This window comes from Pseudomonas sp. Leaf434 (assembly GCF_001425545.1).
Classification (GTDB): Bacteria; Pseudomonadota; Gammaproteobacteria; order Pseudomonadales; family Pseudomonadaceae; genus Aquipseudomonas; species Aquipseudomonas siliginis.
Genome location: NZ_LMQZ01000001.1, coordinates 2,082,456 through 2,108,055, shown reverse-complemented (window position 1 = coordinate 2,108,055; position 25,600 = coordinate 2,082,456). Strand labels below are relative to the sequence as shown.

Below are 25,600 nucleotides of genomic sequence, written 5' to 3'. Positions count from 1 at the left end.
CTGATTTTTCAGTGGCCAAACCACTCGGTCATACCGACGAAAAAAAGTCGAAACTTTTGCTTCACGCCACAGGTCATCAGAACAACTGGGCGAAAGCGACTGGTGTAATCCTTGCAACGGCCTCACCACCCATTCTGCTTGCGCGTGTTGGGTCAGCATTTGCTCACCGATGCGTGGCGCCTTTGCGCCCGGCCACAGGACTTGGCCACGAAACAGCTTGTTCGAGACAAGAATCAGATCACACACGGGAGATACATATGATCAGTGCGGCATTGGATATTCAGGGAGAGCGTGCTCACCAGTCGCTTGGAGAATCGAGCACCATCAGTGTTCCCGGCAGCCGACAGATCAACGTACCCGGCACAAAGACGCTTGCTCCGGTAGCAAGCCAGAATCCCAACAAGAAAAAAGTGTTGTTCGTGACCTCTGAGATCGCCGATCTGGTCAAGACCGGTGGCCTCGGTGATGTCTCCGCCGCCCTGCCCCGGGCGATGGCCCACCTGCATGACGTGCGGGTGTTGATTCCCGGGTATCCGCAAGTGGTGCACAGCGAAAACCCGATTCACATCATCGGCGAGCTGGGTGGCCACGCCGCGCTGCCACCTTGCAAGATCGGTCGTATGGACATGCCCGATGGTCTGGTGATCTACGTGTTGATCTGCCCTGAGCTCTACGAGCGTGAGGGTGGCCCTTACGGCGCCAACAACGGTCGCGACTGGCCGGACAACCATATCCGCTTCGCCCGTCTCGGCCTGGCCGCCGCCGACATCGCCGCCAATCTTGCGCAAATCCACTGGCGCCCGGATCTGGTGCACGCCCACGACTGGCCGGCTGGTCTCGCCCCCGCCTATATGCACTGGCGCGGGCAGCGCACGCCAACGCTGTTCACCATTCACAACCTTGCCTACCAGGGCGTGACCAGCCTCGGTTCCTGCCCGGAGCTGGGGATTCCCACCCATGCCCTGCAACAGGAAGGCATGGAGTTCTACGGCAAGATGTCGTTCCTCAAGGCCGGCATGGCCTATTCGAGCCACATCACCACCGTCAGCGCGACGTATGCGCAAGAAATCACCACCCCGGACTTCGGCTGCGGCCTCGACGGTTTCCTTGCCGCCAAGACCCAGCAAGGCCTGCTCAGCGGTATCCCGAACGGCATCGACGAGAGCTGGGATTCGGCGACCGACCCGCACCTGTTCGCCCCGTTCGCCATCGGCGATTGGGAAGGCAAATCGGTCAACGCCGCCCACGTCCGTGAGCTGTTCGGCCTGAATGACTCTACCGGCCCGCTGTTCGCCGTGGTCTCGCGCCTGGTCTATCAGAAAGGTCTCGACCTCACCGAAGCGGTGTCCGAGTTCATCGTGCAGAACGGTGGTCAAATCGCGATCATCGGTCGCGGCGAGCCGGAAGAAGAGCAAGCCATGCGTGAACTGGCCCTGCGCTTTCCTGGCCAGATCGGCGTGCGCATCGGCTTCAACGAGACCGATGCACGACGCATGTTCGCCGGCAGCGATTTCCTCTTGATGCCGTCGCGCTACGAGCCTTGCGGCCTGAGCCAGATGTACGCCCAGCGTTTCGGCTCGCTACCGGTCGCGCGCAACACCGGCGGCCTGGCCGACACCATTGAAAACGGCGTAACCGGTTTCCTCTTCGATGAGTCCACCGTTGATAGCTACAAGGAAGCCCTGAGCCGCGCGTTCAAGGTTTTCGCCTTTCCGGAACTGCTCAACGCCATGCGCTGCCGTGCCATGGCCGCACCGTTCAACTGGAGCAAAGCGGTTGAACCGTACGCCGAACTTTACGAACAACTGGTCGCCAAGGCGTTGGGTAAAGCCAGCCACAAATAACCAGGGAGTTGCAGAAAATGCCGTCAAGGACCCAAGAAACCTGGCCCCACGGCGCGATCATGCTGGATGCCGAGCACACGCAATTTGCGTTGTGGGCGCCTGACGCGTTCTACGTCAGTGTGGAACTGGAAGATGGAAAATCGTTGCCCATGCTGCCTCAGGGTGACGGTTGGTTTGTAATCAAGACCAATTGCCCGGCGGGCAGTCGCTACCGTTACTGCATCGATGGCGAACTGGAGGTGCCGGACCCGGCCTCCAGAGCGCAGGATGGTGACCTTGACCGCCACAGCGTGGTGGTCGACCCCCATGCCTATCAATGGCGGCACACGACCTGGAATGGTCGGCCGTGGAGCGAAGCGGTGATTTACGAGATGCACGTCGGTGCGCTCGGTGGATTTGCCGAAGTTGAACAGCATCTGGCGCGCTTGGTGGCGCTGGGCATTACCGCGATCGAACTGATGCCGCTGGCGCAATTCCCCGGTGATCGCAACTGGGGCTACGACGGGGTGCTGCCCTATGCACCTCAAGCCTCCTACGGCACCCCCGAACAACTCAAACACCTGATCGACAGCGCCCACGGCCATGGCCTGGCGGTGATTCTCGACGTGGTCTACAACCACTTCGGCCCCGATGGCAACTATCTGCATCGTTACGCCAAAGGCTTTTTCCGCGAGGACAAGCACACGCCTTGGGGCGCGGCGATCGATTTCCGCCGCCCGGAAGTGCGCGAGTTCTTCATTGAGAATGCACTGATGTGGCTGCTCGAATACCGTTTCGACGGCCTGCGTCTGGATGCGGTGCACGCAATTGAAGACCCGGATTTCCTTAGCGATCTGGCCCGGCGCATTCGCCAGCAGATCGACCCGACCCGGCACGTCTGGCTGACCGTCGAAAACGAGCTGAACCAGTCGAGCCTGCTGGAAAACGATTACGACGCGCAATGGAACGATGACGGTCATAACGCGTTGCATGTGCTGCTGACCGGCGAAACCGACGCCTATTACGCCGACTATGCCGCGCAGCCCACCGAGCAACTGGTGCGCTGCCTGAGTCAGGGCTTCGTATTCCAGGGCCACATCACTCGCCATGGCGAACCTCGCGGCGAGCCGAGCGAACATCTGCCCTCCACCGCTTTCGTGTTGTTCCTGCAGAACCATGACCAGATCGGCAACCGTGCCTTTGGCGAACGTCTGCATCAGCTTGCCGACCCGCGTGCGGTGCAGGCGGCGACGGTGTTGTTGCTGCTGTCGCCGATGATTCCGCTGATGTTCATGGGCGACGAGTTTGCCGCCGAGCAACCGTTCCTGTTTTTCACCAGCCACCACGGTGAACTGGCGGAACTGGTGCGTGAAGGTCGGCGCAACGAGTTCGCCGCATTCAGTGCCTTCACCGATCCGCACAAGCGCGAGCAGATCCCCGATCCGAATGCCCAGGACACCTTCCACGCTTCGCAGCCCCGACTGTCCGGCAGCGGCACGCCGTTGCAACAGCAGACCCAAGAGCTCTACCGGCAACTGCTGAAGTTGCGCCATCAGTACATCATTCCTCATCTCTCCGGGACCCAGGCTCTGGGCGCGCAAATGCTCGGCTATGGAGCGGTCAGCGCGCGCTGGCGGCTGGGCAACGGCAGTGAGCTGCGAATTGACCTGAACCTCAGTGACACGCCAGTGGTCAACCCTGCACAGACCGATACCGAGTGGCTGTTTCAACAGCCAGCCGCGATCGAACTGTCGGACCCGAACCAACTGCCGGCGTACACCGCGCTCGTCAGCCTCACGGCCGCACCCCTTTTGCACCCCCTGGATGGAGAGCGCCTATGAGCGATGCGCAACTGGAAATACTCGCCAGTCGAGCCGGCCTTGCCGTCGACTGGATCGACGCCAACGGGCGTCAGCAAAAAGTCGCTCCTGCTGTGTTGCGCAATGTCCTGGTCGGACTCGGCCACCCCGCCAGCACCGCGCAAGAAATCGATGCCAGCCTGTTGCAACTGCAAGAAGTCCAGCAAGACCGCCATCTGCCGCCCCTGCTGACCTGCGACGTTGGCGTTGCCCTCGACCTGAGTCGCTACTTCACACCGGAGACGCCCTGCGAGATTCATCTTGAAGACGGCTCGCAGATGAACCTCAAGCTGGACAACGAAGCCATGTTGCCCGGCTTGATTCCGGTCGGTTACCAGCAAGTGCACATCGGCGATCAGTATTTCACTCTCGCTGTGGCGCCTGAGCGTTGTTTCAGCGTTGGCGATGCGGTCGATAGCCCGATCCCGCGCGCCTGGGGTCTGAGCGCCCAGTTGTATTCGCTGCGCCGTCCGGGTGACGGTGGTTTCGGCGACACCCAGGCGCTGGAGGAATTGGTTCGTGTAGCGGGTGAACGCGGCGCCGATGCGCTGGCGATCAGTCCGATGCACGCGATGTTCAGCTCAGACAATGGCCGCTACAGCCCTTATTCGCCGTCCAGCCGCTTGTTTCTCAATTCACTGTACGCAGCGCCGGGCAGCATTCTCGGCGAGCGCGCATTGCGTGACGCAATCGATGCCAGTGGCCTGGCCGCGCAGTTCGACCAGTTGGAAAATCTCAAGCTGATCGACTGGCCTGCCGCCGCCCAAGCCAAGCAGAAACTGCTGCAAGCCTTATATGATGGTTTCGTCGCTGGCGAGCATCCGCTGCACGCCGACTTCGCCAGTTTCCGTCATGCCGGTGGCGAAGCGCTGGAGAATCATTGTCGCTTCGAAGCGATTCAGGAAATGCGCGCCGCCCGTGGCGAAAGCCTCGACTGGCGCGAATGGCCGGAGCACTGGCACGACCCGCGCGGCGCGGCGCTGGGCGCTTTTGCCGAAGAATATGCCGAGCGCATCGGTTATTTCGCCTTCTGCCAATGGCTGATCCATCGCTGCCTCGAGCGCGTGCAATCTGCCGCGCGCAGTGCCGGCATGGGCATTGGCCTGATCGCCGACCTCGCCGTCGGTGCTGACGGTGCCGGCAGTCAGGCCTGGAGTTTTCAGGATGAATTGCTCGCCTCGCTGACCGTCGGCGCGCCGCCGGACATCCTGAACCGCAGCGGCCAGGGTTGGGGCATTTCCGCGTTCTCGCCGGAAGGGCTGATCCGCAACGGTTTCCGTGCCTTCATCGAGATGCTGCGCGCCAACTTCGCCCACGCCGGAGGCCTGCGCATCGACCATGTCATGGGCCTGCAACGCCTGTGGGTGATTCCCAACGGCGCCGCCCCGGCCGATGGCGCCTATCTGTATTATCCGTTCGACGACATGCTGCGTCTGCTGGCCCTAGAGTCGCATCGGCATCAAGCCATCGTGCTCGGCGAAGACCTCGGTACCGTGCCGGAAGGCCTGCGGGAAAAACTCGCCGCGCGCTCGATTCTGGGCATGCGCGTGCTGTTGTTCGAACAGGACAATACCCGCTTCAAACCGATTCTCGACTGGCCGGATGACGCGCTCGCCACCACCAGCACCCATGACCTGCCGACACTCAATGGCTGGTGGCATGGCCGCGATATCGACTGGAACGCGCGCCTCGGTCTGGTCGATGCCAACGGCGAAATCGACTGGCGCCGGCATCGCGAGCGTGAACGCGAAGGCCTGCGCGATGCGCTGCGTCAGGATCCACAGAACTTCCGCGAAGAGTCCCACGAAGCCGATCAAGTGGTCGATGCCAGTGTGCGTTTCCTCGGGCACACCCGCGCGCCGCTGGTGCTGCTGCCGCTGGAAGATGCCCTGGGTATCGATGAACAGCCGAATCTGCCTGGCACCACCGATTCACATCCGAACTGGTCGCGACGTTTGCCCGGTCCCAGCGAAGCGTTGCTGGACGGCCCCGATGCCGCCCGCCGCCTGGAACTGCTGGCCTGCGCGCGCCTTCAAGCCTCTGAGCGTGACCAATGAATCAACAGCAAATCCAGCCACTGCGCGCCACGTTGCGCCTGCAATTTCATAAAGGTTTTACCCTCGAACAAGCGGTGCCACTGGTGCCCTACTTTGCCCGACTCGGCATCAGCCATATCTACGCCTCGCCATTGCTGGCGGCGCGCGCCGGTTCCATGCATGGCTACGACGTGGTCGACCCGACCCAAGTCAATCCGGAACTGGGCGGCGAGCCGGCATTGCGCCAACTGGTCAGCACCCTGCGTGAACACAACATGGGGCTGATTCTCGACATCGTTTCCAACCACATGGCCGTGGGCGGCAATGACAACCCGTGGTGGCTCGACCTGCTCGAATGGGGACGCCTGAGTCCGTATGGCGAATTCTTCGACATTCAGTGGCACTCGCCGGACCCGTTGATGGAAGGCCAATTGCTGCTGCCGTTTCTTGGCAGTGACTACGGCGTGGCGTTGCAGGAAGGCACACTCAAGCTCAAATTCAACGCGCAGACCGGGACTTTTTACGTCGAGCATTACGACCACCACTTCCCGATCTGCCCGAACAACTATGGCGAGCTGCTCAAGTCCGACGACACGCTGAAGTCTCTGGCAGATCGCTTCAGCACACTCAGCTATCAGACCGACGCACATTCGTTGGCGATGCCGCTCAAGCAAGAGTTGCGCGAGCTGGCGAGCGATCCGCGTGTTCTGACCACCATCGAAAGCAATGTCGTCCAATACGATTCGACCACCGATGAGGGCTTCCACAAGCTCCACGAGTTGCTCGAGCGGCAAAGCTATCGCCTCGCCAGCTGGCGCACGGCTGCGGACGACATCAACTGGCGGCGCTTCTTCGACATCAACGAGCTTGGCGGTCTGCGCGTGGAGCGCCCGGCAGTGTTCGAAGCAACCCACGGCAAGATCTTCCAATTGGTTGAAGAAGGTCTGGTCGACGGCCTGCGCATCGACCACATCGACGGCCTTGCCGACCCGCGTGGCTACTGCCGCAAGTTGCGTCGGCGTCTGGATCACTTGGCACCGGGACGTCATCTGCCCATCTACGTCGAAAAGATCCTCGGCGAGGGCGAAACCCTGCGCCGCGACTGGAGCGTCGACGGCACCACCGGTTACGAGTTCATGAACCAGCTGTCGCTGCTGCAACACGACCCGGACGGCGAACATGTCCTCGGCGAACTCTGGCAGCGCCGTACCGAGCGCCCGGCAGCGTTCATTGAAGAAGCGCAATTGGCCCGTCAGCAAATCCTCAATGGTTCGCTGGCCAGCGACTTCGAAAGTGTTGCCCAAGCGCTGCATCAGGTAGCACGTGATGACTTGATGACCCGCGACCTGACCCTGGGCGCGATCCGCCGCGTGCTCCACGCGTTGATCGTGCACTTCCCGGTTTATCGCACCTACATCAGCGCGATGGGCCGTTCCGAGCAGGACGAAGCGATTTTCCTGCACGCCATGGACGGTGCGCGGCAAACCCTCAGCGAAGCTGACTGGCCAGTGCTCGACTCGGTCGCCAGCTGGCTAGGCGGCACGCCATGGCGCCGCAAGCCACGGGGGCGCTCGCGCAAGATCCTCAAGCATGCCTGCGTGCGTTTCCAGCAACTGACCTCGCCGGCAGCGGCCAAGGCTGTGGAAGATACTGCGCTGTATCGCTCGGCGGTGCTGCTGTCGCGCAACGATGTCGGTTACAACACCGAGCAATTCAGTGCGCCGGTCAGCGAGTTCCACGAAGTCAATCAACAGCGCATGACGGAGTTTCCCGACAACCTTCTGGCGACTGCCACCCACGATCACAAGCGCGGTGAAGACACCCGCGCCCGGCTGGCCGTACTCAGTGAGCGCAGCCATTGGTACGCCGATCAGGTCGAACTGTGGCGCGCCCTCGCCCGCCCGGTGCGCATCGAAGATGACGCGCCTTCCGCTGGCGACGAACTGATCCTCTATCAGGCATTGCTCGGCAGTTGGCCGCTGGACCTGCAGGACGACGACAAGGCCGGTTTCGCCGATTACGCCAAGCGCATCTGGCAGTGGCAACAGAAAGCCCTGCGCGAAGCCAAGCTGCAAAGCAGCTGGAGCGCGCCGAATGAAGCCTATGAAAACGCGGCCCAGGCTTTCACGGAGAAGCTGCTGACCGGTGAAGAAGGCGAGTTGCTGCGTGCGGCGCTGAGCAAGACCGTCAACAGCATCGCCGCCGCCGGCGCGCTCAACGGGCTGGCGCAAACCTTGCTGCGCATGACCGTGCCGGGTGTGCCGGATCTGTACCAGGGCAACGAGTACTGGGACTTCAGTCTGGTAGACCCGGACAACCGCCGCCCGGTGGATTACGCCGCACGCGAGCAAGCGTTGCAGGCATCCGTGCCGGGTACCGAGCTGCTTAAGGACTGGCGTGACGGGCGCATCAAACAGGCGCTGATCAGTGAGGTGTTGAACCTGCGCAAGGAACACGGCGAGCTGTTCCGCCGTGGCGATTACCAGCCATTGGAAGTATTGGGCAGTCAGGCGCACAACGTCTTGGCATTCGCGCGTGAACACGAAGGCGCGCGGGCCATTGTCGTAGTGCCGGTGCGTTGCGCAACGTTGCTGGAAAACAGTGCCATCCCGCAGGTCGATGCGCTGCGCTGGGGCGATACGCGGGTGGTTTTACCGTCTGCCGCTTCGGATGCAAACCTGAAGGGACTTTTTGCCAGCAGCGTAGTCACACAAAACAGGGAGCTGAATGTCAGCGAAGCGCTGGGGGATGTCCCGGTCAATCTCTTTATCCAACACTTAACACAAGCATGAGTTCAGTTCAGGAGCATTGCGATGAGCACCGACGATAAACGCATTCGCGAATTCGCCTATCAGATCTGGGAGTCGGAAGGGAAACCTGAAGGCCACGAAGAACGTCATTGGGAAATGGCGCGCAAGCTGGCCGAGGCCGAAGCGCTGGCACCCAAGAAGCCACCCAAGGCGGCCGGCAGCAAAGTGGCTGGCAAGACTACAGGCGCAGCAGCGAAAAGCACCGACGGCAAGACACCGGCAGCCGCCAAAGCCAAACCAGCGGCGAAAGCCAAGCCTGCGGCCACGGCCAAAGTAGTCCCGCCGGGCGAAAAGGCTGCCGAGAAAAAGCCGCGAGCAGCGAAGAAGCCTCCGGCGAACTGAACCCGATCCATTTTTGAACTGAATGACTGTGTGGCGAGCGTGCTCGCCACAAGGGGTTCTTGCGCCCCGAAGAAAGCCCTTCTTGGGGCAAAACACACCACTCTGTGGGAGCGAGCCTGCTCGCGAAAGCGCTAGGTCAGTTGGTGAAAACGTCGAATGTACCGACGCTTTCGCGAGCAGGCTCGCTCCCACAAGGAAATCTCATTGCCTGAACTGTCCCGTTTTTTTGCAGGAGCAATCATGACCCGTCCAAAGAAAGCCGAACCCGCTGCGCACGCCGAGCCATCGAGAATCCGTGAAGGCCTGCCCTTCCCGCTCGGTGCGACCTGGGATGGTCTGGGGGTGAACTTTGCTCTGTTTTCCGCCAACGCCACTAAGGTTGAGCTGTGCATTTTCGACGATGCCGGCGAAGTCGAACTCGAACGCATCGAGCTGCCGGAATACACCGATGAGATCTACCACGGCTACCTGCCGGATGCGCATCCTGGCTTGATCTACGGCTACCGCGTTTATGGTCCTTATGACCCGGCCAATGGTCACCGTTTCAACCACAACAAACTGCTGATCGACCCTTACGCCAAACAATTGGTCGGCGAGCTGAAATGGTCGGAAGCGCTGTTTGGCTACACCATCGGCCACCCCGACGCTGACCTCAGTTTCGACGAGCGTGACAGTGCGCCGTTCGTGCCCAAGTGCAAGGTTATCGACCCGGCCCACACCTGGGGCAACGACCATCGTGTCAGCGTGCCGTGGGACAAGACCATCATTTACGAAACCCACGTGCGCGGCATCAGCATGCGTCATCCTTCGGTGCCGGAAAACCTGCGCGGCACCTTTGGCGGCTTGATGGTCGACGACGTGCTTGAGCACATTCGCAAGCTCGGTGTTTCGTCTGTCGAACTGCTGCCGATTCACGCCTTCGTCAACGATCAGCATCTGCTGCAAAAGGGCATGACCAACTATTGGGGCTATAACAGCATCGCGTTCTTCGCCCCGGACCCGCGTTATCTGGCCAGCGGCAAGATTGCCGAATTCAAGGAAATGGTCGCGCACCTGCACGATGCCAATCTCGAGGTCATTCTCGACGTGGTCTACAACCACACCGCCGAAGGTAACGAGCAAGGTCCGACTCTGTCGATGCGCGGTATCGACAACGCCTCCTACTACCGCTTGATGCCCGATGACAAGCGCTACTACATCAACGACTCCGGCACCGGTAACACCCTGGACTTGAGTCACCCATGCGTGCTGCAAATGGTCACTGACTCCCTGCGCTACTGGGCCAGTGAGATGCACGTCGACGGTTTCCGTTTCGACCTGGCAACCATTCTTGGCCGTTATCACGATGGTTTTGACGAGCGCCACAGCTTCCTCGTCGCTTGCCGTCAGGACCCGGTGCTGCGTCAGGTGAAAATGATCGCTGAGCCGTGGGACTGCGGTCCCGGCGGTTATCAGGTCGGCAACTTTCCGCCGGGCTGGGTTGAGTGGAACGACAAGTTCCGCGACACCGTGCGTGCGTTCTGGAAAGGTGACGACGCCCAGCTCGCCGATTTCGCCAGCCGCATGACCGCTTCCGGGGAGATGTTCAACCAGCGCGGGCGCCGGCCGTATTCGTCGGTGAACTTCATCACCGCCCACGACGGTTTCACCCTCAACGATCTGGTCTCGTACAACGACAAGCACAACGAAGCCAACGACGAAAACAATCAGGACGGCAGCAACAACAACCTGTCGTGGAACCACGGCGTCGAAGGCCCGACCGACGATCCGGAAATCAACGCTCTGCGCCACCGGCAGATGCGCAATTTCTTCGCCACTCTGCTGCTGGCCCAAGGTACGCCGATGATCGTCGCCGGTGACGAGTTCGCCCGCACCCAGGACGGTAACAACAATGCCTATTGCCAGGACAGTGAGATTGGCTGGGTCAACTGGGACCTGAGCGAGGACGGCAAGGCCCTGCTCAAGTTCGTCAAACGCCTGATCAAGCTGCGCCTGACTTATCCGATCCTGCGTCGCGGACGTTTTCTGGTCGGCGAGTACAACGAAGATATCGGCGTCAAGGACGTGACCTGGCTGGCACCGGACGCCACCGAAATGACCACCGAGCACTGGCACGATGCGCACAATCGCTGCCTGGGCATGCTGCTCGACGGTCGCGCGCAGGAAACCGGCATCCGTCGCAAAGGTGCCGACGCGACTCTGCTGCTGGTGGTCAACGCACACCATGACATCGTCAACTTCACCCTGCCGGAAGTACCGGATGGTGGCTTCTGGACGTGCATGATCGATACCAATCAGCCGTCGATTCGCGGCCAGGAACGCTTCGAATTCGGCCACGAGTATTCGGTGACCGGGCGTTCGTTGCTGTTGTTCGAACTGCAACGCGACGAAGAAGATTGATATGGACTTTCAACATTATCTGGCCCGCCGTCCGCCAGATTACGCCGACACCAATGCCCTCGGCCGTTGCCTGCGGGCAATGGTCGAGGCCGGCCTCGACCGCTTGCCGTTGCCCGGCAGCGGTCACACGCTGGAGCGCTTCCAGCGTCTATCGGAGGTGGGCGGACACGATCTTGGGCTGTGCAAACTCTATGAAGGCCACACGGATGCGCTGGCGATCATCGAGCAATTGGGCGGTACGCCAACCCCGGGCAGCACGTGGGGCATGTGGGCCGCCGAACCGCCGCAGGCACGGGTGAAAGTCACGCCGTCCGGGCATATGGTGATGCTGAACGGGCGCAAGGCCTGGTGCTCTGGCGCGGCGGTGCTCAGCCACGCCTTGCTCACCGCATGGGACGCGGACGGTCAGCAGCAATTGGTTGCAGTCGCACTCGATCAACCTGGCGTGACCATCACCGATCAAGGCTGGCAAGCGGTGGGCATGGCGGCCACCGGCAGCGTTGAAGTGCTGTTCGACAACGCCGAAGCGCAGGCCATTGGCAACCCCGGTGATTATCTGCACCGGCCGGGGTTCTGGCAGGGCGGGATCGGAATCGCGGCTTGCTGGTACGGCGCTTCACGGCGGATTGCCGAAGGGCTGCGTCAGCATTGCGCGCAACGCGATGAACCGCACGCCCTCGCCCATCTCGGTGCGACTGACACAGCACTGCAAGCGGCAGCCGACGTATTGCGCTTCAGCGCGTTGCAAATCGATGCGCAGCCTGATGCCGACGCTGAACTGCTGGCCCGTCGCGCCCGCGCGGTTGTCGAGCAGTCTGCCGAACAGGTCATGCGCGAGGTCGGGCGGGCGCTGGGTGCCGGGCCGTTTTGTCAGGATCGGCATTTTGCGCGACTGAGTGCAGACTTGCCGGTGTTTCTGCGCCAGAGTCACGCCGAACGCGACCTTGCTGCACTGGGCCAGCGGATTGCCGGTCAATCCTGCGAGGTCTGGGCGTTATGAGGGACAACCCGATCGTCGGCCAGGGCACTTCACTGCAGCAATGGCAGGGTTCGCGGCGTCTGGCCGAACTGCCCGCCATCGACGTTCTTGACCTGGTACCGCTGGGTTCGCGGGCGGTGATCATCGCGCCGCATCCGGATGACGAAGTGCTCGGTTGCGGCGGCATCATGCAGTTGCTGGCGGCAGCCGGACGGCCGTTGCAATTGATCTCGGTTACCGATGGCAGCGCCAGTCACCCCGGCTCGCAACGCTGGACGGTCGAACGCTTGAGCGTGGTGCGACCGCAGGAATCCGCAGAAGCTCTGCGCCGCCTCGGCTTGCCGATGCACAGCCTGAAATGGCTGCGCGGCGGGTTTACCGACACCCAAGTGGCGGCTCAGGAACCCGGGTTGAGCGAATTCATCGCCGGCTATCTGCATGCCAGTGACGTGGTTTTCACTACCTGGCGCCAGGACGGCCACAGCGATCATGAGGCCGTCGGCCGCGCCAGTGTCGAGGCGGCGCGACGCGTCGGTGCGACCTGCCATGAACTTCCGGTCTGGACCTGGCACTGGGCAACCCCGGAAGACGCCTCGGTGCCATGGGAACGCGCGCGCAAGATTCTTCTGTCACCCACGCACATCGCGCGCAAACGCCACGCGGCCCACGCGTTCGCCAGCCAGTTGGAAGGCGACCGCGACGTCGGGCTCGGGCCGGTGCTTGCGCCCTATGTGCTTGATCGTTTGCTGCAACCTTTTGAAGTGGTGTTCCTGTGAGCGTCGATGATCGCTATTTCGACGGCCTGTTCGCGGGCAATGACGACCCATGGGCGTTCCGCCAGCGCTGGTACGAGCAGCGCAAACGCGCGATCACCCTCGCCGCCCTGCCGCGTCCGCGCTACAGGTCGGTGTTCGAACCGGGTTGCGCCAACGGCGAACTGAGTGCAGAACTGGCTCCGCGCTGCGACCGCCTGTTGTGCTGCGACACGGCGAGCGCGGCAGTGAAGCTGGCGCGTACTCGCTTGAGCGTGTTCGAGCATGCCGAAGTCCGTCAGGGCCGCCTTCCGGCTGACTGGCCGGAGGAAAAATTCGACCTGATTGTATTCAGCGAAATCGGCTACTACCTCGACGAAAAAGATCTGACAGAAATGATCCGCCGGATCAGTGAGTCACTGACCGCCGACGGCCAATTGCTGGCCTGCCACTGGCGCCCGCCGATCGAGGGCTGCCCGTTGAATGCACGACAGGTCCACGATCAGATCCACGATCAATTGGCTTTGCCGCGTCTGGTGCTGCATCAGGAAGCGGATTTCATTCTCGAACTGTGGAGCCGCGAGCCACGCTCGGTGGCGGCACTGGAGGGCTTGCGTTGATCGGTATCGTGATTCCTGCACACAACGAAGAAGCGCTGCTCGATGAATGCCTGCGCGCCGCCCTGCGGGCCAGCCAGCATGCACAACTGGGCGGCGAGCCGGTGGAAATCCTGGTGGTGCTCGACAGTTGCAGCGACGCCTCGGCGCAGATCGTCAGCGCTTATCCGGTGCTGAGCCTGCAGATCGACGCACGCAACGTCGGCGAAGCCCGAGCCGCCGGTGCGCGACTGCTGCTTGAGCGCGGTGCCCGCTGGATAGCCTGTACCGACGCCGACAGCCGCGTCGCCGATGACTGGCTGGCGGCGCAACTGGGACTGGAGGCGGACGCAGTGTGCGGCACGGTGACCGTCGAGCACTGGCACGAATCGATCGATGAAGCGGCGCAGATTCGCTATCACCGCCATTATCAGGCCCGCGATGGCCATCGACACATTCACGGCGCCAACCTCGGTGTCAGCGCCGAGGCTTATCGCCTGGCCGGCGGTTTCAAACCGCTGACCTGTGACGAGGACGTGCAACTGGTGCGTGCGCTGGAGCGCAGCGGTGCGAATATCGCCTGGAGTCATCGCCCGCAAGTGCACACCAGCGCCCGTCTCGACAGTCGGGCCAAGGGCGGATTCGGTGACTTTCTGCGCAATCTGGCACAGCTGGAATAAAAAAATACGGATCAGATCGATCTGTGACGCGACGAATCCGCTGTCTTGAGCAATACTCTGCTTCGCAGTAATCCAAGGGTTGGAGCACTGCACCGTTGCTATTCATTTGCCTTCACGGGCCGCGATCAGCGTTGGCTGTTCACGACTGAGGGCGAGATACCACAAGGACGTCGCACTCATGAAATCGTCATTGATCAACGAACACGGCCTGCCAGCACAGATCTGGAACAGCGCGCCGCAACTCGACAATATTCCCGTCATCAACACCCACAGCCTGGTTCCCGCCGGCGCCCGCGCCGTGGTCATCGCCCCGCATCCGGGCGATGAAGTGGTCACTTGTGGCGGTCTGCTGCAATTGCTCTCCAGCCTTGGCCATCCCCTGCAATTGCTCTCGATTACCGACGGCAGCGCCAGCCACCCCGGCTCGCGGCAATGGTCGGAACAACGCCTGAGTGTATTCCGCCCGCAGGAAAGCGTCGAAGCCCTGCGCCGCCTCGGCCTGCCCATGCACAGCCTGAAGTGGGTGCGCGGCGGCTTTACCGACAACGCACTGAGTGATCAGCAAAGCCAGCTCACCGAGTTCATCGGCCGTTATCTGCGACCGGGCGACGTAGTGTTCAGTACCTGGCGCAAGGATGGCCCGCCGGATCATGAAGTGGTTGGCCGCGCCAGTTTCGACGCGGCGCAAAAGGCCGGGGCGACCTACCACGATGTGCCGGTGTGGGCCTGGCACTGGCCGGAGCGCGAGCAGCGCATGATTCCCTGGGAACGCGCGCGCAAGCTGCGCCTAGACACATGGACCGTAGCGCGCAAGAGCCACGCCACCCACGCTTACGCCAGCCAGCTCAAGGGCGAACCGGCCATCGGCATCGCCCCGCTGCTGCCCCCGGTGCTGCTGGAGCGGATGCGCTTGCCGTATGAAATCGTCTTCTTTTGAACGGCGGAAGCTCAACATACCTGTGGGAGCGAGCCTGCTCGCGAAAGCGGTGTGTCATGTGTCAGATGTATTGAATGTGATGAAGTCTTCGCGAGCAGGCTCGCTCCCACATTGGCCCAGCAGTGAATCATCGGAAGGAACTGCCACCCCCTCAAACCAGTCGCATGAACAGGCATGGCCCAAATCAGAGGAGTGAACGTGTCCAGCGATCCCAAGCGTCAAGTGGTCGACGCGCCAGTCATTCATCGCCTGCGGGTACTCACGGTCAACACCCACAAGGGCTTCACCGCGCTGAATCGGCGGTTCGTTCTCCCGGAGCTGCGCGAAGCGATGCGCAGTACCTCGGCCGATCTGGTGTTTCTGCAGGAAGTGGTGGGTGAACACGAACGCCATTCGAGTCGCTACAACGACTGGCCGCAGACCTCGCAATACGAATTCCTCGCCGACAGTATGTGGAGCGATTTTGCCTATGGCCGCAACGCCGTTTACCCCGACGGCCACCACGGCAACGCGCTGCTGTCGAAATACCCGATCCGCGAATACCGCAACCTCGACGTGTCGATCACCGGGCCTGAACGGCGCGGGCTGTTGCACTGTATTCTTGATGTGCCCGGGCATGCCGAGGTGCACGCGATCTGTGTGCATTTGAGTCTGCTGGAGAGCCATCGGCAATTGCAGTTGCAGCTGCTTTGCCAGTTGCTTGAATCACTGCCCGACGATGCGCCGGTGATCATTGCCGGTGATTTCAATGACTGGCAGTTGCAGGGCAACGCCGCCCTCGCCCGTCGCGACTATTTGCACGAAGCCTTTGAGCGTCATCATGGGCGCCCGGCGAAAACCTATCCGGCGCGTTTTCCGCTGTTGCGCCTGGACCGGATTTACCTGCGCAATGCCAGCAGCCACGATCCAAGGATTCTCGGCAACAAGCCGTGGACGCATTTGTCGGATCATCTTCCCTTGGCGGTTGAAGTGCACCTCTAGCTGCATTTTTGACAGCCATCCAATGACAGGTCGTTCCGGCCATAACCGCTCGGAAGGACCTTTCGTCGGCGGCAAAAAACCGTCAGATGCACCCTTCGCAAGCGTTTTTCCATGCAAACAAGCACTTAGTTATGTGCAGAAAAACAAACGCTTGCGGTTGCTGATTTAAGCGCGCCATTCATCGTGCATTTTCTTGACGCGCAGGCGTCGCTCTTCTTATCTCTACCTTACTACCCCCGGAATCACTACTGGGGCTGACCTTCCGGCACTCGCGAAATCGAGCAGCCGCGGTTCGCCCCGCTCTATTCGGTCGCCCCTCGTTCGGGGTAGGAGAGACGCCAAACTCGAGATGACGCATGCGCTTGCAAGGTAGACCTCCATGAAAACTTCACTGACCCCACATGAATTGAAAATCACTTTTTGCACAGTGTCAGGTTCGCTGTTGCTGTGCTCGTCCATGGAGGCGCATGCGGAATTTTCGGCGGATGAACCCGCGTGGTATCGCGCCGATGTCCCTGTGATGACCTTGCCAGTGACCGTGATAACGCCCGGACCGCTGCCATTGAGTCAGCAGAGTTCGCGCCTGCTCACCGAAGATCTTGCCCCGTCTGCCTGGGACGAGCTCTACGGCAAAAGCGCCCGGCGCGCGCAGACGGATGCATTGTCCTCCGGTTACGCGATGCCTGGCGGCGAGTTCAAAGGCCCGGCGGTGGTCACGTTGAAAAGCAGCAGTGGTGCCACCCAGACCCTTGGTCTGATCGGCGGCGATAATCAGATTCAGATGAATGCCGGTGGTGCGCTGACCCGACGCGCCCTCGCCGACCGCAACACTGACAGCCTCAACCTGCAAGGCCAGAGCCTTGGCGCCTATTACAGCCTGGTCGGTGCGCAGGGCTGGCACGTCGACCTGTCGGCCAGTGGCGGTCGGGTCAGCGGTTTCAGTCGGAGCCCACAAGGCAATCGGCAAGCCACCGAAGGCAACGCGATGACCTTTTCCGTTGAAGGCGGTTATCCGATCGGCTTGAGTGACAACTGGGTGGTCGAACCACAGGCGCAACTGATCAACCAGCGCATCAGCCTCGACGCGCCTTATGCAGGCTCGGGCAACGCCTCGTCGACCGACCTGACCGCGTGGAGTGGCCGTGTCGGTGCGCGATTGAAAGGCAGTTATGACTTGAACGGGTTGCCTGTTGAACCCTACGTGCGCACCAACCTTTGGCACACGGTGTACACCGGCAGCACGGTGACCCTCGATCAGGTCGACAAGATCAGCAGCAGCCGCAAGTCTTCAACAGTGGAATTGGGCTTGGGACTGGTGGCGCGGGTCACACCGGCGGTAAGCCTGTACATGAGCGCCGATTACAGCAGCGATGTGGATGACAATGACCTGAACGGCATTATCGGCAGCCTAGGAGTGCGGATGCGTTGGTAATCTGCTGAACGCTGAAGAACCTTGTGGGAGCGAGCCTGCTCGCGAAAGCGGTGCCACCTTCAACATCATCGTTGACTGACATGGCGCCTTCGCGAGCAGGCTCGCTCCCACAGGTGCTAGCCGTGCGGCTTGAGAATCAACACCGCCAATGGTGGCAGGTTCAGTTCCAGCGACAACGACTGACCATGGCTTGGCACTTCTTCGGTCAACGCTCCGCCGCCATTGCCATAGTTGGAGCCGGCATAAATGTCGGCGTCACTGTTGAACAGCTCGGTCCAGCGCCCGGCAAACGGCACGCCGACCCGATACGCCTGGCGCGGTACCGGGGTGAAGTTGGCAACCACCAGCACTGGCGAGCCATCCTTGCTCCAGCGCAACCACGCGTAAACGCTGTTGATCGCATCGTCGCCAATCAACCACTGGAAGCCCTGCGGCGCATCGTCCTGATCGTGCAGCGCCGGCTCTTCGCGATACAGCCGGTTGAGATCGCCAACCAGTTTCTGCACGCCCTTGTGCTCGGAATACTGCAGCAGGTACCAGTCCAGCTGCTGATCGTGGTTCCACTCGCGCCATTGGCCGAACTCGCAGCCCATGAACAACAGCTTCTTGCCCGGATGCGTCCACATGAAGCTCAGATAGGCGCGCAGGTTGGCAAACTTCTGCCAGCGATCGCCAGGCATCTTGTCGATCAACGAGTGCTTGCCGTGCACCACTTCGTCGTGGGAAATCGGCAGGATGAAGCGTTCCGACCAGGCGTAGACCAGACCAAAGCTCAACTCGTTGTGGTGATGGGCGCGGTACACCGGATCTTGCTGGATGTAGTGCAGCGAATCGTGCATCCAGCCCATGTTCCATTTGTAGGCAAACCCGAGACCGCCCTGCTGGGTGCTCTGACTGACGCCCGGCCAGGCGGTGGACTCTTCGGCAATCACCAGCGCACCCGGCGCTTCCAGCTCAACCACGTCGTTCAAATGCCGCAGGAAGTCGATGGCCTCCAGGTTCTCCCGACCGCCGTGGCGATTCGGCACCCATTCGCCCGCCTTGCGCGAATAGTCGCGGTACAGCATCGACGCCACCGCATCGACACGCAGGCCGTCGATATGGAAGTGTTTCAGCCAGTGCAGCGCCGAGGCCAGCATGTAACCGTGCACTTCGGTGCGACCAAGGTTGTAGATCAGCGTGTCCCAATCCTGATGGAAGCCTTCCAGCGGGTTGCCGTATTCGTAGAGCGCGGTGCCGTCGAACTGCGCCAGACCATGGGTATCGGTGGGGAAATGCGCCGGTACCCAGTCGAGAATCACCCCGATGTCGGCCTGGTGACAGGCGTTGACGAACTCGGCGAACTGATCCGGCGTGCCATAACGCGCACTCGGGGCGAATTGCGAAAGCAACTGATAGCCCCAAGAACCGCCGAAGGGGTGCTCCATGATCGGCATCAGTTCGATGTGGGTGAATCCCAGCTCTTTGACATAAGGAATCAGGCGCTCGGCCAGTTCCGGCCAGGTGTACTGGCGCGCGACCTCGCCGAGATCATCCAGCTCGCACTGCCAGGAACCGGCGTGCAACTCGTAGATCGACAGAGGTTTGGAGCGCTGCTGGCGATCCTGACGGGAATTCATCCAGTCGTGATCCTGCCAGTCGATCTGCAGGGGCGAGGCAACTTTCGAAGCGGTGTCCGGCGGCAGGCTGGTGGCCAGTGCCATCGGGTCGGCCTTGAGCGGCAGAATGCCGTGGGCGCCGAGGATTTCGTACTTATACAACTCCCCCGCTTGCAGACGCGGGATGAACAGTTCCCAGACACCGGACGGATGACGCAGCCGCATCGGGTGGCGACGGCCGTCCCAGACGTTGAAATCGCCGACCACCGATACACGGCGGGCATTCGGTGCCCACACGGCAAAGCGCACACCGTCCACGCCATCAACGGTCTTCAGCTGCGCACCGAGGCAGGCGCTGAGGTCGCGGTGGTTACCCTCGGCGAACAGATACAAATCCATCTCGCCGAGCAACTGGCCGAAGCTGTACGGGTCTTCGGCAACCTGCTCGCCACCGGCCCAACGTGTGCGCAACAGATACGGTCGCGCCTGGTCGAAATGGCCGACAAACAGCCCCGGCGTTTCGGTCATCTCCAGCGGGCCAAGCTCTTCGCCGCTGTCCTTGTCCAGCACTGCCACACTCAGCGCACCTGGCAAATAGGCGCGGATGAACTGCCCGCCGGCGCCATCGCCGTGCGGGCCGAGAATGGAAAACGGGTCCTGATGTTCAGCGCGCACCAAAGCATCGATGTCGCGCGCCGAGGGTAACAATGCTTCCTTTACCACACCCTGTTCCTTGTTCGAGAAACTCATGACTACTCTCCACCAAGATCGGAAAAGGGTTTAAGCCCTGTCAATAATCCATACAAGCCGTGCAATGGCACGGGCAGCCACGTTGGGCGGTTTTCTGCCTCGTAAGCCACTTCATAAGCGGCTTTTTCCAGGCCGAACAACGCCAGCGCGGCGTCGGCACCCTCGGGATCCTGCCAGGCATGCTCAAGACTAGCTGCTGCCTCGCGGTATGCCTGGACAAATACCTCGCGTGCCTCACGCAGATAACGCTCGGCGACCCGTTTGCGCGCCGCTTCGGCTTCGACGCTGTTATCAACGTTATGCACATTGATGGTCATCGCCGCTGCGTAATCGAACGAACGCAGTACGCCGCTGACGTCCTTGTACGGGCTGTGTTTACCGCGACGCTCGCTCAATGGCCGCGCCGGTTCGCCCTCGAAGTCGATCAAGTAGGCGTCGCCCTTGATCACCAGCACCTGGCCCAAATGCAAGTCGCCATGCACCCGAATGCGCAAGCCGCCGGTGGCTTTCTTCGCCAGATCCTGCACATGGGCAAGAATGGTTTTCTTCTCGTCGAGCAGACGCTTGACCAGTTTCTGATCCGTCGCATTCAACTCGCCTTGATGCTGCTTGAGCAGCTTCAAGGCGTGTTCGACCTGGGCGGTGACATCCTTGCCCGTCGCGGCCATGTCCTTGCTCGACGACACTTGCGGCGCGAAGTCGGCATTGTCGGTTGGCGCAGCGAGCACCTGATGCATCTCGCCCAGACGCTGGCCGAGCATGCCGGCGAAGTCTCTCAGCTCGCCGAGGGCGTTGTAATGCTGCTCCTGCTCGGACATGGCGTCGGCCAGTTCATCACGCAGCGCCCGTTCAAGGTTGTTCTGCGTCCATTCCCACGCGTCGCCCTGATTGCTCAGATAGCCTTGGGCGATCATCAGCAGATTGTCGTCCCCCTGCGCGTCACGGCGAATCACCGAACCGAGCAGTGGAGAGATATTGGCAAACCCGGCCTCGGTCAGGTAAGCGCTCATCTCCAGTTCCGGGTGTACGCCAGAAGCGACTTTGCGTATCAGCTTAAGCACCAGACTGTTGCCGATTACCACTGAACTGTTCGATTGCTCGGCCGACAGGTAGCGCACATCCGACTCGGCGCCGAGGCCGAGTTTTTCCAGATGATCTGTCTGTTCGAAGCGGATTTCGCCTTCGATCGACTCCAGTACGGTGTTGTTCTGCATGCCTTGCAGAACGGCGCGGACGAAGGTTTCCAGGGTGAACGCATCGGTGATCAGGCCAACCTGACGCACACGGCGTACACGCGAAAGCGCCAATTGCTGCGGCAATGGCGGGCCGACATGGTCTTCGCCAATGAAGCCGAACGGCAGTTGATAACGATTGGTCTGGCCACCGCTGGTGACTTCGATTTCGCTGAGCAGCACCGGATGCTGGGCATCGCCGAAACGCACGCCGTAAGCCAGATTGACCTTCTCGATCGCCGCATCCTTGCCGGCAAACCAGCGACGATTCTGCAGCCAGCTCGGCAGGATGCTTTGCTCCAGCGTCGTCCGCGATGGCGCTTCGAGCAGTTCTTCCATGCGTTTTTTCAGTACCAGCGTGGTGAAGTCCGGCAGGCTCTGTGCCGGCTCGACGTGCCAGCTCGGCATCTGGTTCTCTGCTGCCAGTGCAAACCAATAGAAACCGTACGGCGCCAGGGTCAGGAGGAAATTCAACTGACCGATCGGCGGGAACGCGTTACCACCGAGCATTTCCACCGGCACCATGCCGACATACGCCGACAGGTCCAGCTCGACCGCTTGCGCACTGCGCGAGACGTTGGCCACGCACAGAATGATTTCGTGCTTGCCGTCGGCATCAGTGTATTCGCGGGTGTAAGCCAGCACGCGACGGTTGCTCGGCGAGAGCATTTTCAAGGTGCCACGGCCGAACGCCTTCGATTGCTTGCGCACTGCGAGCAGGCGCCGCGTCCAGTTCAACAGTGAGTGCGGATCGCCGGACTGGGTTTCGACGTTGACCGACTGATAGCCATACTGCGGGTCCATGATCGGCGGCAGTACCAGACTGGCCGGATCGGCGCGGGAGAAACCGCCGTTGCGGTCGATCGACCACTGCATCGGTGTACGCACGCCATCGCGATCGCCGAGGTAGATGTTGTCGCCCATACCGATTTCGTCGCCGTAGTACAGCGTCGGCGTGCCGGGCATCGACAGCAGCAGGCTGTTGAGCAGTTCGATGCGGCGACGGTCGCGTTCCATCAACGGTGCGAGACGACGGCGAATACCGAGGTTGATCCGCGCGCGACGGTCAGCCGCGTAGTAGTTCCACAGGTAATCGCGCTCGCGGTCGGTGACCATTTCCAGGGTCAGCTCATCGTGGTTGCGCAGGAAAATCGCCCACTGGCAATTCGCCGGAATTTCCGGGGTCTGCCGGAGAATGTCGGTGATCGGGAAGCGATCTTCCTGCGCCAGCGCCATGTACATGCGCGGCATCAGCGGGAAGTGGAAGGCCATGTGGCATTCGTCACCATTGACGCCAGCAGCGTCGGTGTCACCGAAATACAGCTGGGTGTCTTCCGGCCACTGATTGGCCTCGGCCAGCAGCATGCGATCGGGATAGTTGGCGTCGATCTCGGCACGGATCTGCTTGAGGACGTCGTGGGTCTCGGGCAGGTTTTCGTTGTTGGTGCCGTCGCGCTCGATCAGGTACGGAATCGCGTCGAGGCGCAGGCCGTCGATGCCCATGTCGAGCCAGTAACGCATCACCGACAACACGGCTTTCATCACTTGCGGGTTGTCGAAGTTCAGATCCGGCTGGTGCGAGTAGAAGCGGTGCCAGAAGTATTGGCCAGCGACCGGATCCCAGGTCCAGTTGGACTTTTCGGTGTCGAGAAAGATGATTCGCGTGCCGTCGTATTTCTGATCGTCATCGGACCACACGTAGAAATCCCGCGCCGCTGAACCCGGCTTGGCTTTACGCGCACGCTGGAACCACGGGTGCTGGTCGGAGGTGTGGTTGATGACCAGCTCGGTGATCACCCGCAGCCCGCGCTTGTGCGCTTCGGCAATGAAGCGCTTGGCATCGGCCATGGTCCCGTAGTCGCTGTGCACACCACGATATTCGGCGATGTCGTAACCGTCGTCGCGACGTGGCGAGGGATAGAACGGCAGCAGCCAGATGGTGTTGACGCCGAGGTCGGCAATGTAATCGAGTTTGGCGATAAGCCCGGGAAAGTCACCGATCCCGTCATTGTTGGAGTCGAAAAACGATTTGACGTGAACCTGATAGATCACCGCATCCTTGTACCAGAGCGGGTCTTTGATGAAGGCGGCTGCCTTGGGTTTCTTCGCCATGTGGAACTCCTGAAAAATTCTCTGATACACCGAGGGACTCGCAGTGGTGAGCCCCTGTGGCGAGGGGATTTATCCCCGTTCGGCTGCGCAGCAGTCGCAAATTGTTAACGCGGTGCAGCTTGAAAAAAGGGGCCGCTGCGCGCCCCAACGGGGATAAATCCCCTCGCCACGGAGGCGGTGCAAATGTTACGAAGCGGTAATCCGCCAAATCCCGAACGGCTGATACGCCGGATCGATGCGCATGAACTGATACTTGCCGTGCCAGTCCCAGCGATGGCCGTTCATCAAATCTTCGCCATGGGTGGTGGCATCGTCCGGCAGGCCCATTTCCCACAGCGGCAGTTCGAAATTCGCTTCCTGCACGTTATGCGGATCGAGGCTGACTGCGACCAGAATGAAATTGCTGCCATCGGCGCTGCGCTTGCCGAAGAACAGAATATTGTCGTTCCAGGCGTTATAGATTTTCAGGCCCAGATGCGTATGCAGCGCCGGGTTCTGCCGGCGGATCCGGTTGAGCTGGGCGATTTCGGCAATGATGTTGCCCGGCGCGGTGAAGTCGCGGACACGGATCTCGTACTTCTCCGAATCCAGGTATTCCTCTTTGCCTGGCACCGGCGCCGATTCGCACAACTCGAAGCCGGAATACATACCCCACAGGCCCGAGCCCATCGTTGCCAAGGCAGCGCGGATGAGGAAACCGGGACGCCCCGACTCATGCAAAAACGCCGGGTTGATGTCCGGGGTATTGACGAAGAAATTCGGCCGGTAGCATTCGCGCCACGGCGACTGATTCAGCTCGGTGAAATATTCCGCCAGTTCGGCCTTGGTATTGCGCCAGGTGAAATAGGTGTAGCTCTGCGAGTAACCGACCTTGCCCAGACGCGCCATCATCGCCGGCGTGGTGAAAGCCTCGGCGAGGAAGATCACTTCCGGATACAGGGTGCGCACATCGGCGATCAGCCATTGCCAGAACGGCAGCGGTTTGGTGTGCGGGTTATCGACGCGGAAGATCTTCACACCTTCCTTGACCCAGCCGACAACGATGTCGCGCAACTCGACCCATAGACTCGGAATTGCATCCGGCGCATAGAAGTCGACGTTGACGATGTCCTGGTATTTCTTCGGCGGGTTTTCGGCGTATTTGATCGTGCCGTCCGGGCGCCAGTTGAACCAGCCCGGATGCTCCTTGAGCCACGGATGGTCCTGGGAGCACTGGATGGCGAAGTCGAGAGCGATTTCCAGGCCATGGTCGGCGGCGGCGGCCACCAAACGGCGGAAATCTTCACGGGTGCCGAGTTGCGAGTGAATCGCCTCGTGGCCGCCCTCCTCGCTACCGATCGCGTACGGGCTGCCAGGATCGTCCGGGCCGGCAGTCAGGGAATTGTTGCGGCCCTTGCGGTGGGCGCGGCCGATCGGGTGAATCGGCGTGAAGTACAACACGTCGAAACCCATGTCCTGAATCATCGGCAGACGCGAGTGCACATCGTTGAACGTGCCGTGACGCTGAGGATCGTCGGTGATCGAGCGCGGAAACAGCTCATACCAACTGGCGAACTCGGCGAGTTCGCGCTCGACGTCCATGGGGAATTCGGCGCTGATGCTGAGATAGGCGCGGTGATCAGCCTGGGCCATCAGCTCTGCACTGCGCGAGTGCAGAAACAGCGCAACCTGCTCGGTTTCGAGCAGGCCGGACAATTCATGGTGCAGCGCCGCGAGCTGCTCGCTGAGCTGGCCTTCGCTGCGTTCGGCGGCCTGTTGCACCATGGTCCGGCCTTCCTGCAGCTCCAGGGAAACCGGCACAGCAGCATTGTGCTTCTTTTCCAGTTCGTACTGGAAGCTGGCGAAATGGTCGATCCACGCTTCGATGCAATACAGATAGCGGCCCTGCTCTTGCGGGCGGAACTGGCCTTGCCAGGTGTTGTTGCCCTGATCGGACATGACCTCGGTCTGCCAGGTTTCCTGGCCTTCTTCGCGCCAGCGGATGCGTACGGCGAGCTTGTCATGGCCGTCGGCAAACACTTTGCTGGTCACCACGACCTCGCGCCCGGCAACCGACTTGACGGCAAACTGGCCGCCGTCGAGGGTCGGCATGGTGTTTTCGATGACGATTCGAGGCAGCAGCAACGCCTGCGACAATGGCATGTGCGGGTTGTAACTCAGCTCTGAAGGTCTTTCAGCAGTCATTGAGCATCTCTCCTTAACGCCCCAAGGACGCTCTTGTGCCGGAACAGTATTCGCGACAAAGCGCCGGCCCTGTCATGAACTCACTTAGGTTCCGAGC

The 25,600-nt window shown here is 61.1% G+C and carries 16 protein-coding genes; 13 read left to right on the top strand and 3 right to left on the bottom strand.

Annotated features, from left to right (window positions below; genetic code table 11):
* Positions 1-257: 257 nt before the first annotated feature.
* From glgA to ASG55_RS09375, 13 genes are all read left to right on the top strand, one after another.
* A complete protein-coding gene (glgA, locus tag ASG55_RS09435; RefSeq protein WP_056785833.1) occupies positions 258-1,844 on the top strand; it encodes a glycogen synthase GlgA in 1,587 nt (528 codons plus the stop codon).
* A gap of 17 nt (positions 1,845-1,861) precedes the next feature.
* The gene (gene treZ, locus ASG55_RS09430; protein ID WP_056785827.1) at positions 1,862-3,664 is read left to right on the top strand and encodes a malto-oligosyltrehalose trehalohydrolase; all 1,803 of its coding nucleotides are present in this window, start codon (positions 1,862-1,864) and stop codon (positions 3,662-3,664) included.
* Positions 3,661-5,739, top strand: a complete 2,079-nt coding sequence (gene malQ, locus ASG55_RS09425) for a 4-alpha-glucanotransferase (RefSeq protein WP_041480980.1) — start codon at positions 3,661-3,663, stop codon at positions 5,737-5,739. Before treZ ends, malQ begins: the two co-directional genes overlap by 4 nt.
* Entirely contained in the window at positions 5,736-8,510 is a 2,775-nt protein-coding gene (locus ASG55_RS09420) for a malto-oligosyltrehalose synthase (protein ID WP_056785825.1), read from the top strand. Before malQ ends, ASG55_RS09420 begins: the two co-directional genes overlap by 4 nt.
* A gap of 21 nt (positions 8,511-8,531) precedes the next feature.
* A complete protein-coding gene (locus ASG55_RS09415) occupies positions 8,532-8,870 on the top strand; it encodes a DUF2934 domain-containing protein (protein ID WP_056785823.1) in 339 nt (112 codons plus the stop codon).
* Positions 8,871-9,110: 240 nt separating this feature from the next.
* A complete protein-coding gene (gene glgX / locus ASG55_RS09410) occupies positions 9,111-11,270 on the top strand; it encodes a glycogen debranching protein GlgX (protein ID WP_041480983.1) in 2,160 nt (719 codons plus the stop codon).
* Between the two features lies 1 nt (position 11,271).
* Complete coding sequence (locus tag ASG55_RS09405) at positions 11,272-12,270, top strand: hypothetical protein (protein WP_056785820.1); 999 nt, start codon at positions 11,272-11,274, stop codon at positions 12,268-12,270.
* Positions 12,267-13,025 (top strand): PIG-L deacetylase family protein, encoded by a 759-nt coding sequence (locus tag ASG55_RS09400; RefSeq protein WP_056785817.1) that lies wholly within the window; start codon positions 12,267-12,269, stop codon positions 13,023-13,025. Before ASG55_RS09405 ends, ASG55_RS09400 begins: the two co-directional genes overlap by 4 nt.
* On the top strand, positions 13,022-13,621 hold the full coding sequence (locus ASG55_RS09395; RefSeq protein WP_056785814.1) for an SAM-dependent methyltransferase: 600 nt from the start codon (positions 13,022-13,024) through the stop codon (positions 13,619-13,621). The genes ASG55_RS09400 and ASG55_RS09395 overlap by 4 nt, the downstream gene beginning before the upstream one ends.
* Entirely contained in the window at positions 13,618-14,277 is a 660-nt protein-coding gene (locus ASG55_RS09390) for a glycosyltransferase (protein ID WP_041480987.1), read from the top strand. Before ASG55_RS09395 ends, ASG55_RS09390 begins: the two co-directional genes overlap by 4 nt.
* Before the next feature lie 178 nt (positions 14,278-14,455).
* A complete protein-coding gene (locus tag ASG55_RS09385; RefSeq protein ID WP_056785811.1) occupies positions 14,456-15,214 on the top strand; it encodes a PIG-L deacetylase family protein in 759 nt (252 codons plus the stop codon).
* Positions 15,215-15,412: 198 nt separating this feature from the next.
* Positions 15,413-16,195 (top strand): endonuclease/exonuclease/phosphatase family protein, encoded by a 783-nt coding sequence (locus tag ASG55_RS09380; protein ID WP_056786852.1) that lies wholly within the window; start codon positions 15,413-15,415, stop codon positions 16,193-16,195.
* Between the two features lie 379 nt (positions 16,196-16,574).
* Complete coding sequence (locus ASG55_RS09375; protein ID WP_056785809.1) at positions 16,575-17,627, top strand: autotransporter outer membrane beta-barrel domain-containing protein; 1,053 nt, start codon at positions 16,575-16,577, stop codon at positions 17,625-17,627.
* Between the two features lie 116 nt (positions 17,628-17,743).
* Here the strand turns inward: ASG55_RS09375 and glgB are convergent, their stop codons facing one another.
* The 3 genes from glgB to ASG55_RS09360 all read right to left on the bottom strand — a co-directional run bounded on the left by glgB (position 17,744) and on the right by ASG55_RS09360 (position 25,503).
* Positions 17,744-19,975 (bottom strand): 1,4-alpha-glucan branching protein GlgB, encoded by a 2,232-nt coding sequence (glgB, locus tag ASG55_RS09370; protein WP_056785807.1) that lies wholly within the window; start codon positions 19,973-19,975, stop codon positions 17,744-17,746.
* 2 nt (positions 19,976-19,977) lie between these two features.
* Positions 19,978-23,319 carry a maltose alpha-D-glucosyltransferase gene (gene treS / locus ASG55_RS09365; protein WP_056785803.1) on the bottom strand — a complete coding sequence of 1,114 codons (3,342 nt, stop codon included), beginning with the start codon at positions 23,317-23,319 and terminating at the stop codon, positions 19,978-19,980.
* A gap of 186 nt (positions 23,320-23,505) precedes the next feature.
* The gene (locus ASG55_RS09360; RefSeq protein ID WP_056785801.1) at positions 23,506-25,503 is read right to left on the bottom strand and encodes an alpha-1,4-glucan--maltose-1-phosphate maltosyltransferase; all 1,998 of its coding nucleotides are present in this window, start codon (positions 25,501-25,503) and stop codon (positions 23,506-23,508) included.
* Positions 25,504-25,600: the final 97 nt, after the last annotated feature.

Excerpts from the sequence above, each read along its gene's own strand:
- ASG55_RS09405 (WP_056785820.1), top strand. The coding sequence starts at position 11,272 with ATGGACTTTCAACATTATCTGGCCCGCCGTCCGCCAGATTACGCCGAC.
- treS (WP_056785803.1), bottom strand. The coding sequence starts at position 23,319 with ATGGCGAAGAAACCCAAGGCAGCCGCCTTCATCAAAGACCCGCTCTGG.
- ASG55_RS09415 (WP_056785823.1), top strand. The coding sequence starts at position 8,532 with ATGAGCACCGACGATAAACGCATTCGCGAATTCGCCTATCAGATCTGG.
- ASG55_RS09400 (WP_056785817.1), top strand. The coding sequence starts at position 12,267 with ATGAGGGACAACCCGATCGTCGGCCAGGGCACTTCACTGCAGCAATGG.
- ASG55_RS09420 (WP_056785825.1), top strand. The coding sequence starts at position 5,736 with ATGAATCAACAGCAAATCCAGCCACTGCGCGCCACGTTGCGCCTGCAA.
- ASG55_RS09385 (WP_056785811.1), top strand. The coding sequence starts at position 14,456 with ATGAAATCGTCATTGATCAACGAACACGGCCTGCCAGCACAGATCTGG.
- ASG55_RS09360 (WP_056785801.1), bottom strand. The coding sequence starts at position 25,503 with ATGACTGCTGAAAGACCTTCAGAGCTGAGTTACAACCCGCACATGCCA.
- glgX (WP_041480983.1), top strand. The coding sequence starts at position 9,111 with ATGACCCGTCCAAAGAAAGCCGAACCCGCTGCGCACGCCGAGCCATCG.
- treZ (WP_056785827.1), top strand. The coding sequence starts at position 1,862 with ATGCCGTCAAGGACCCAAGAAACCTGGCCCCACGGCGCGATCATGCTG.
- ASG55_RS09375 (WP_056785809.1), top strand. The coding sequence starts at position 16,575 with ATGAAAACTTCACTGACCCCACATGAATTGAAAATCACTTTTTGCACA.
- glgB (WP_056785807.1), bottom strand. The coding sequence starts at position 19,975 with ATGAGTTTCTCGAACAAGGAACAGGGTGTGGTAAAGGAAGCATTGTTA.
- glgA (WP_056785833.1), top strand. The coding sequence starts at position 258 with ATGATCAGTGCGGCATTGGATATTCAGGGAGAGCGTGCTCACCAGTCG.
- malQ (WP_041480980.1), top strand. The coding sequence starts at position 3,661 with ATGAGCGATGCGCAACTGGAAATACTCGCCAGTCGAGCCGGCCTTGCC.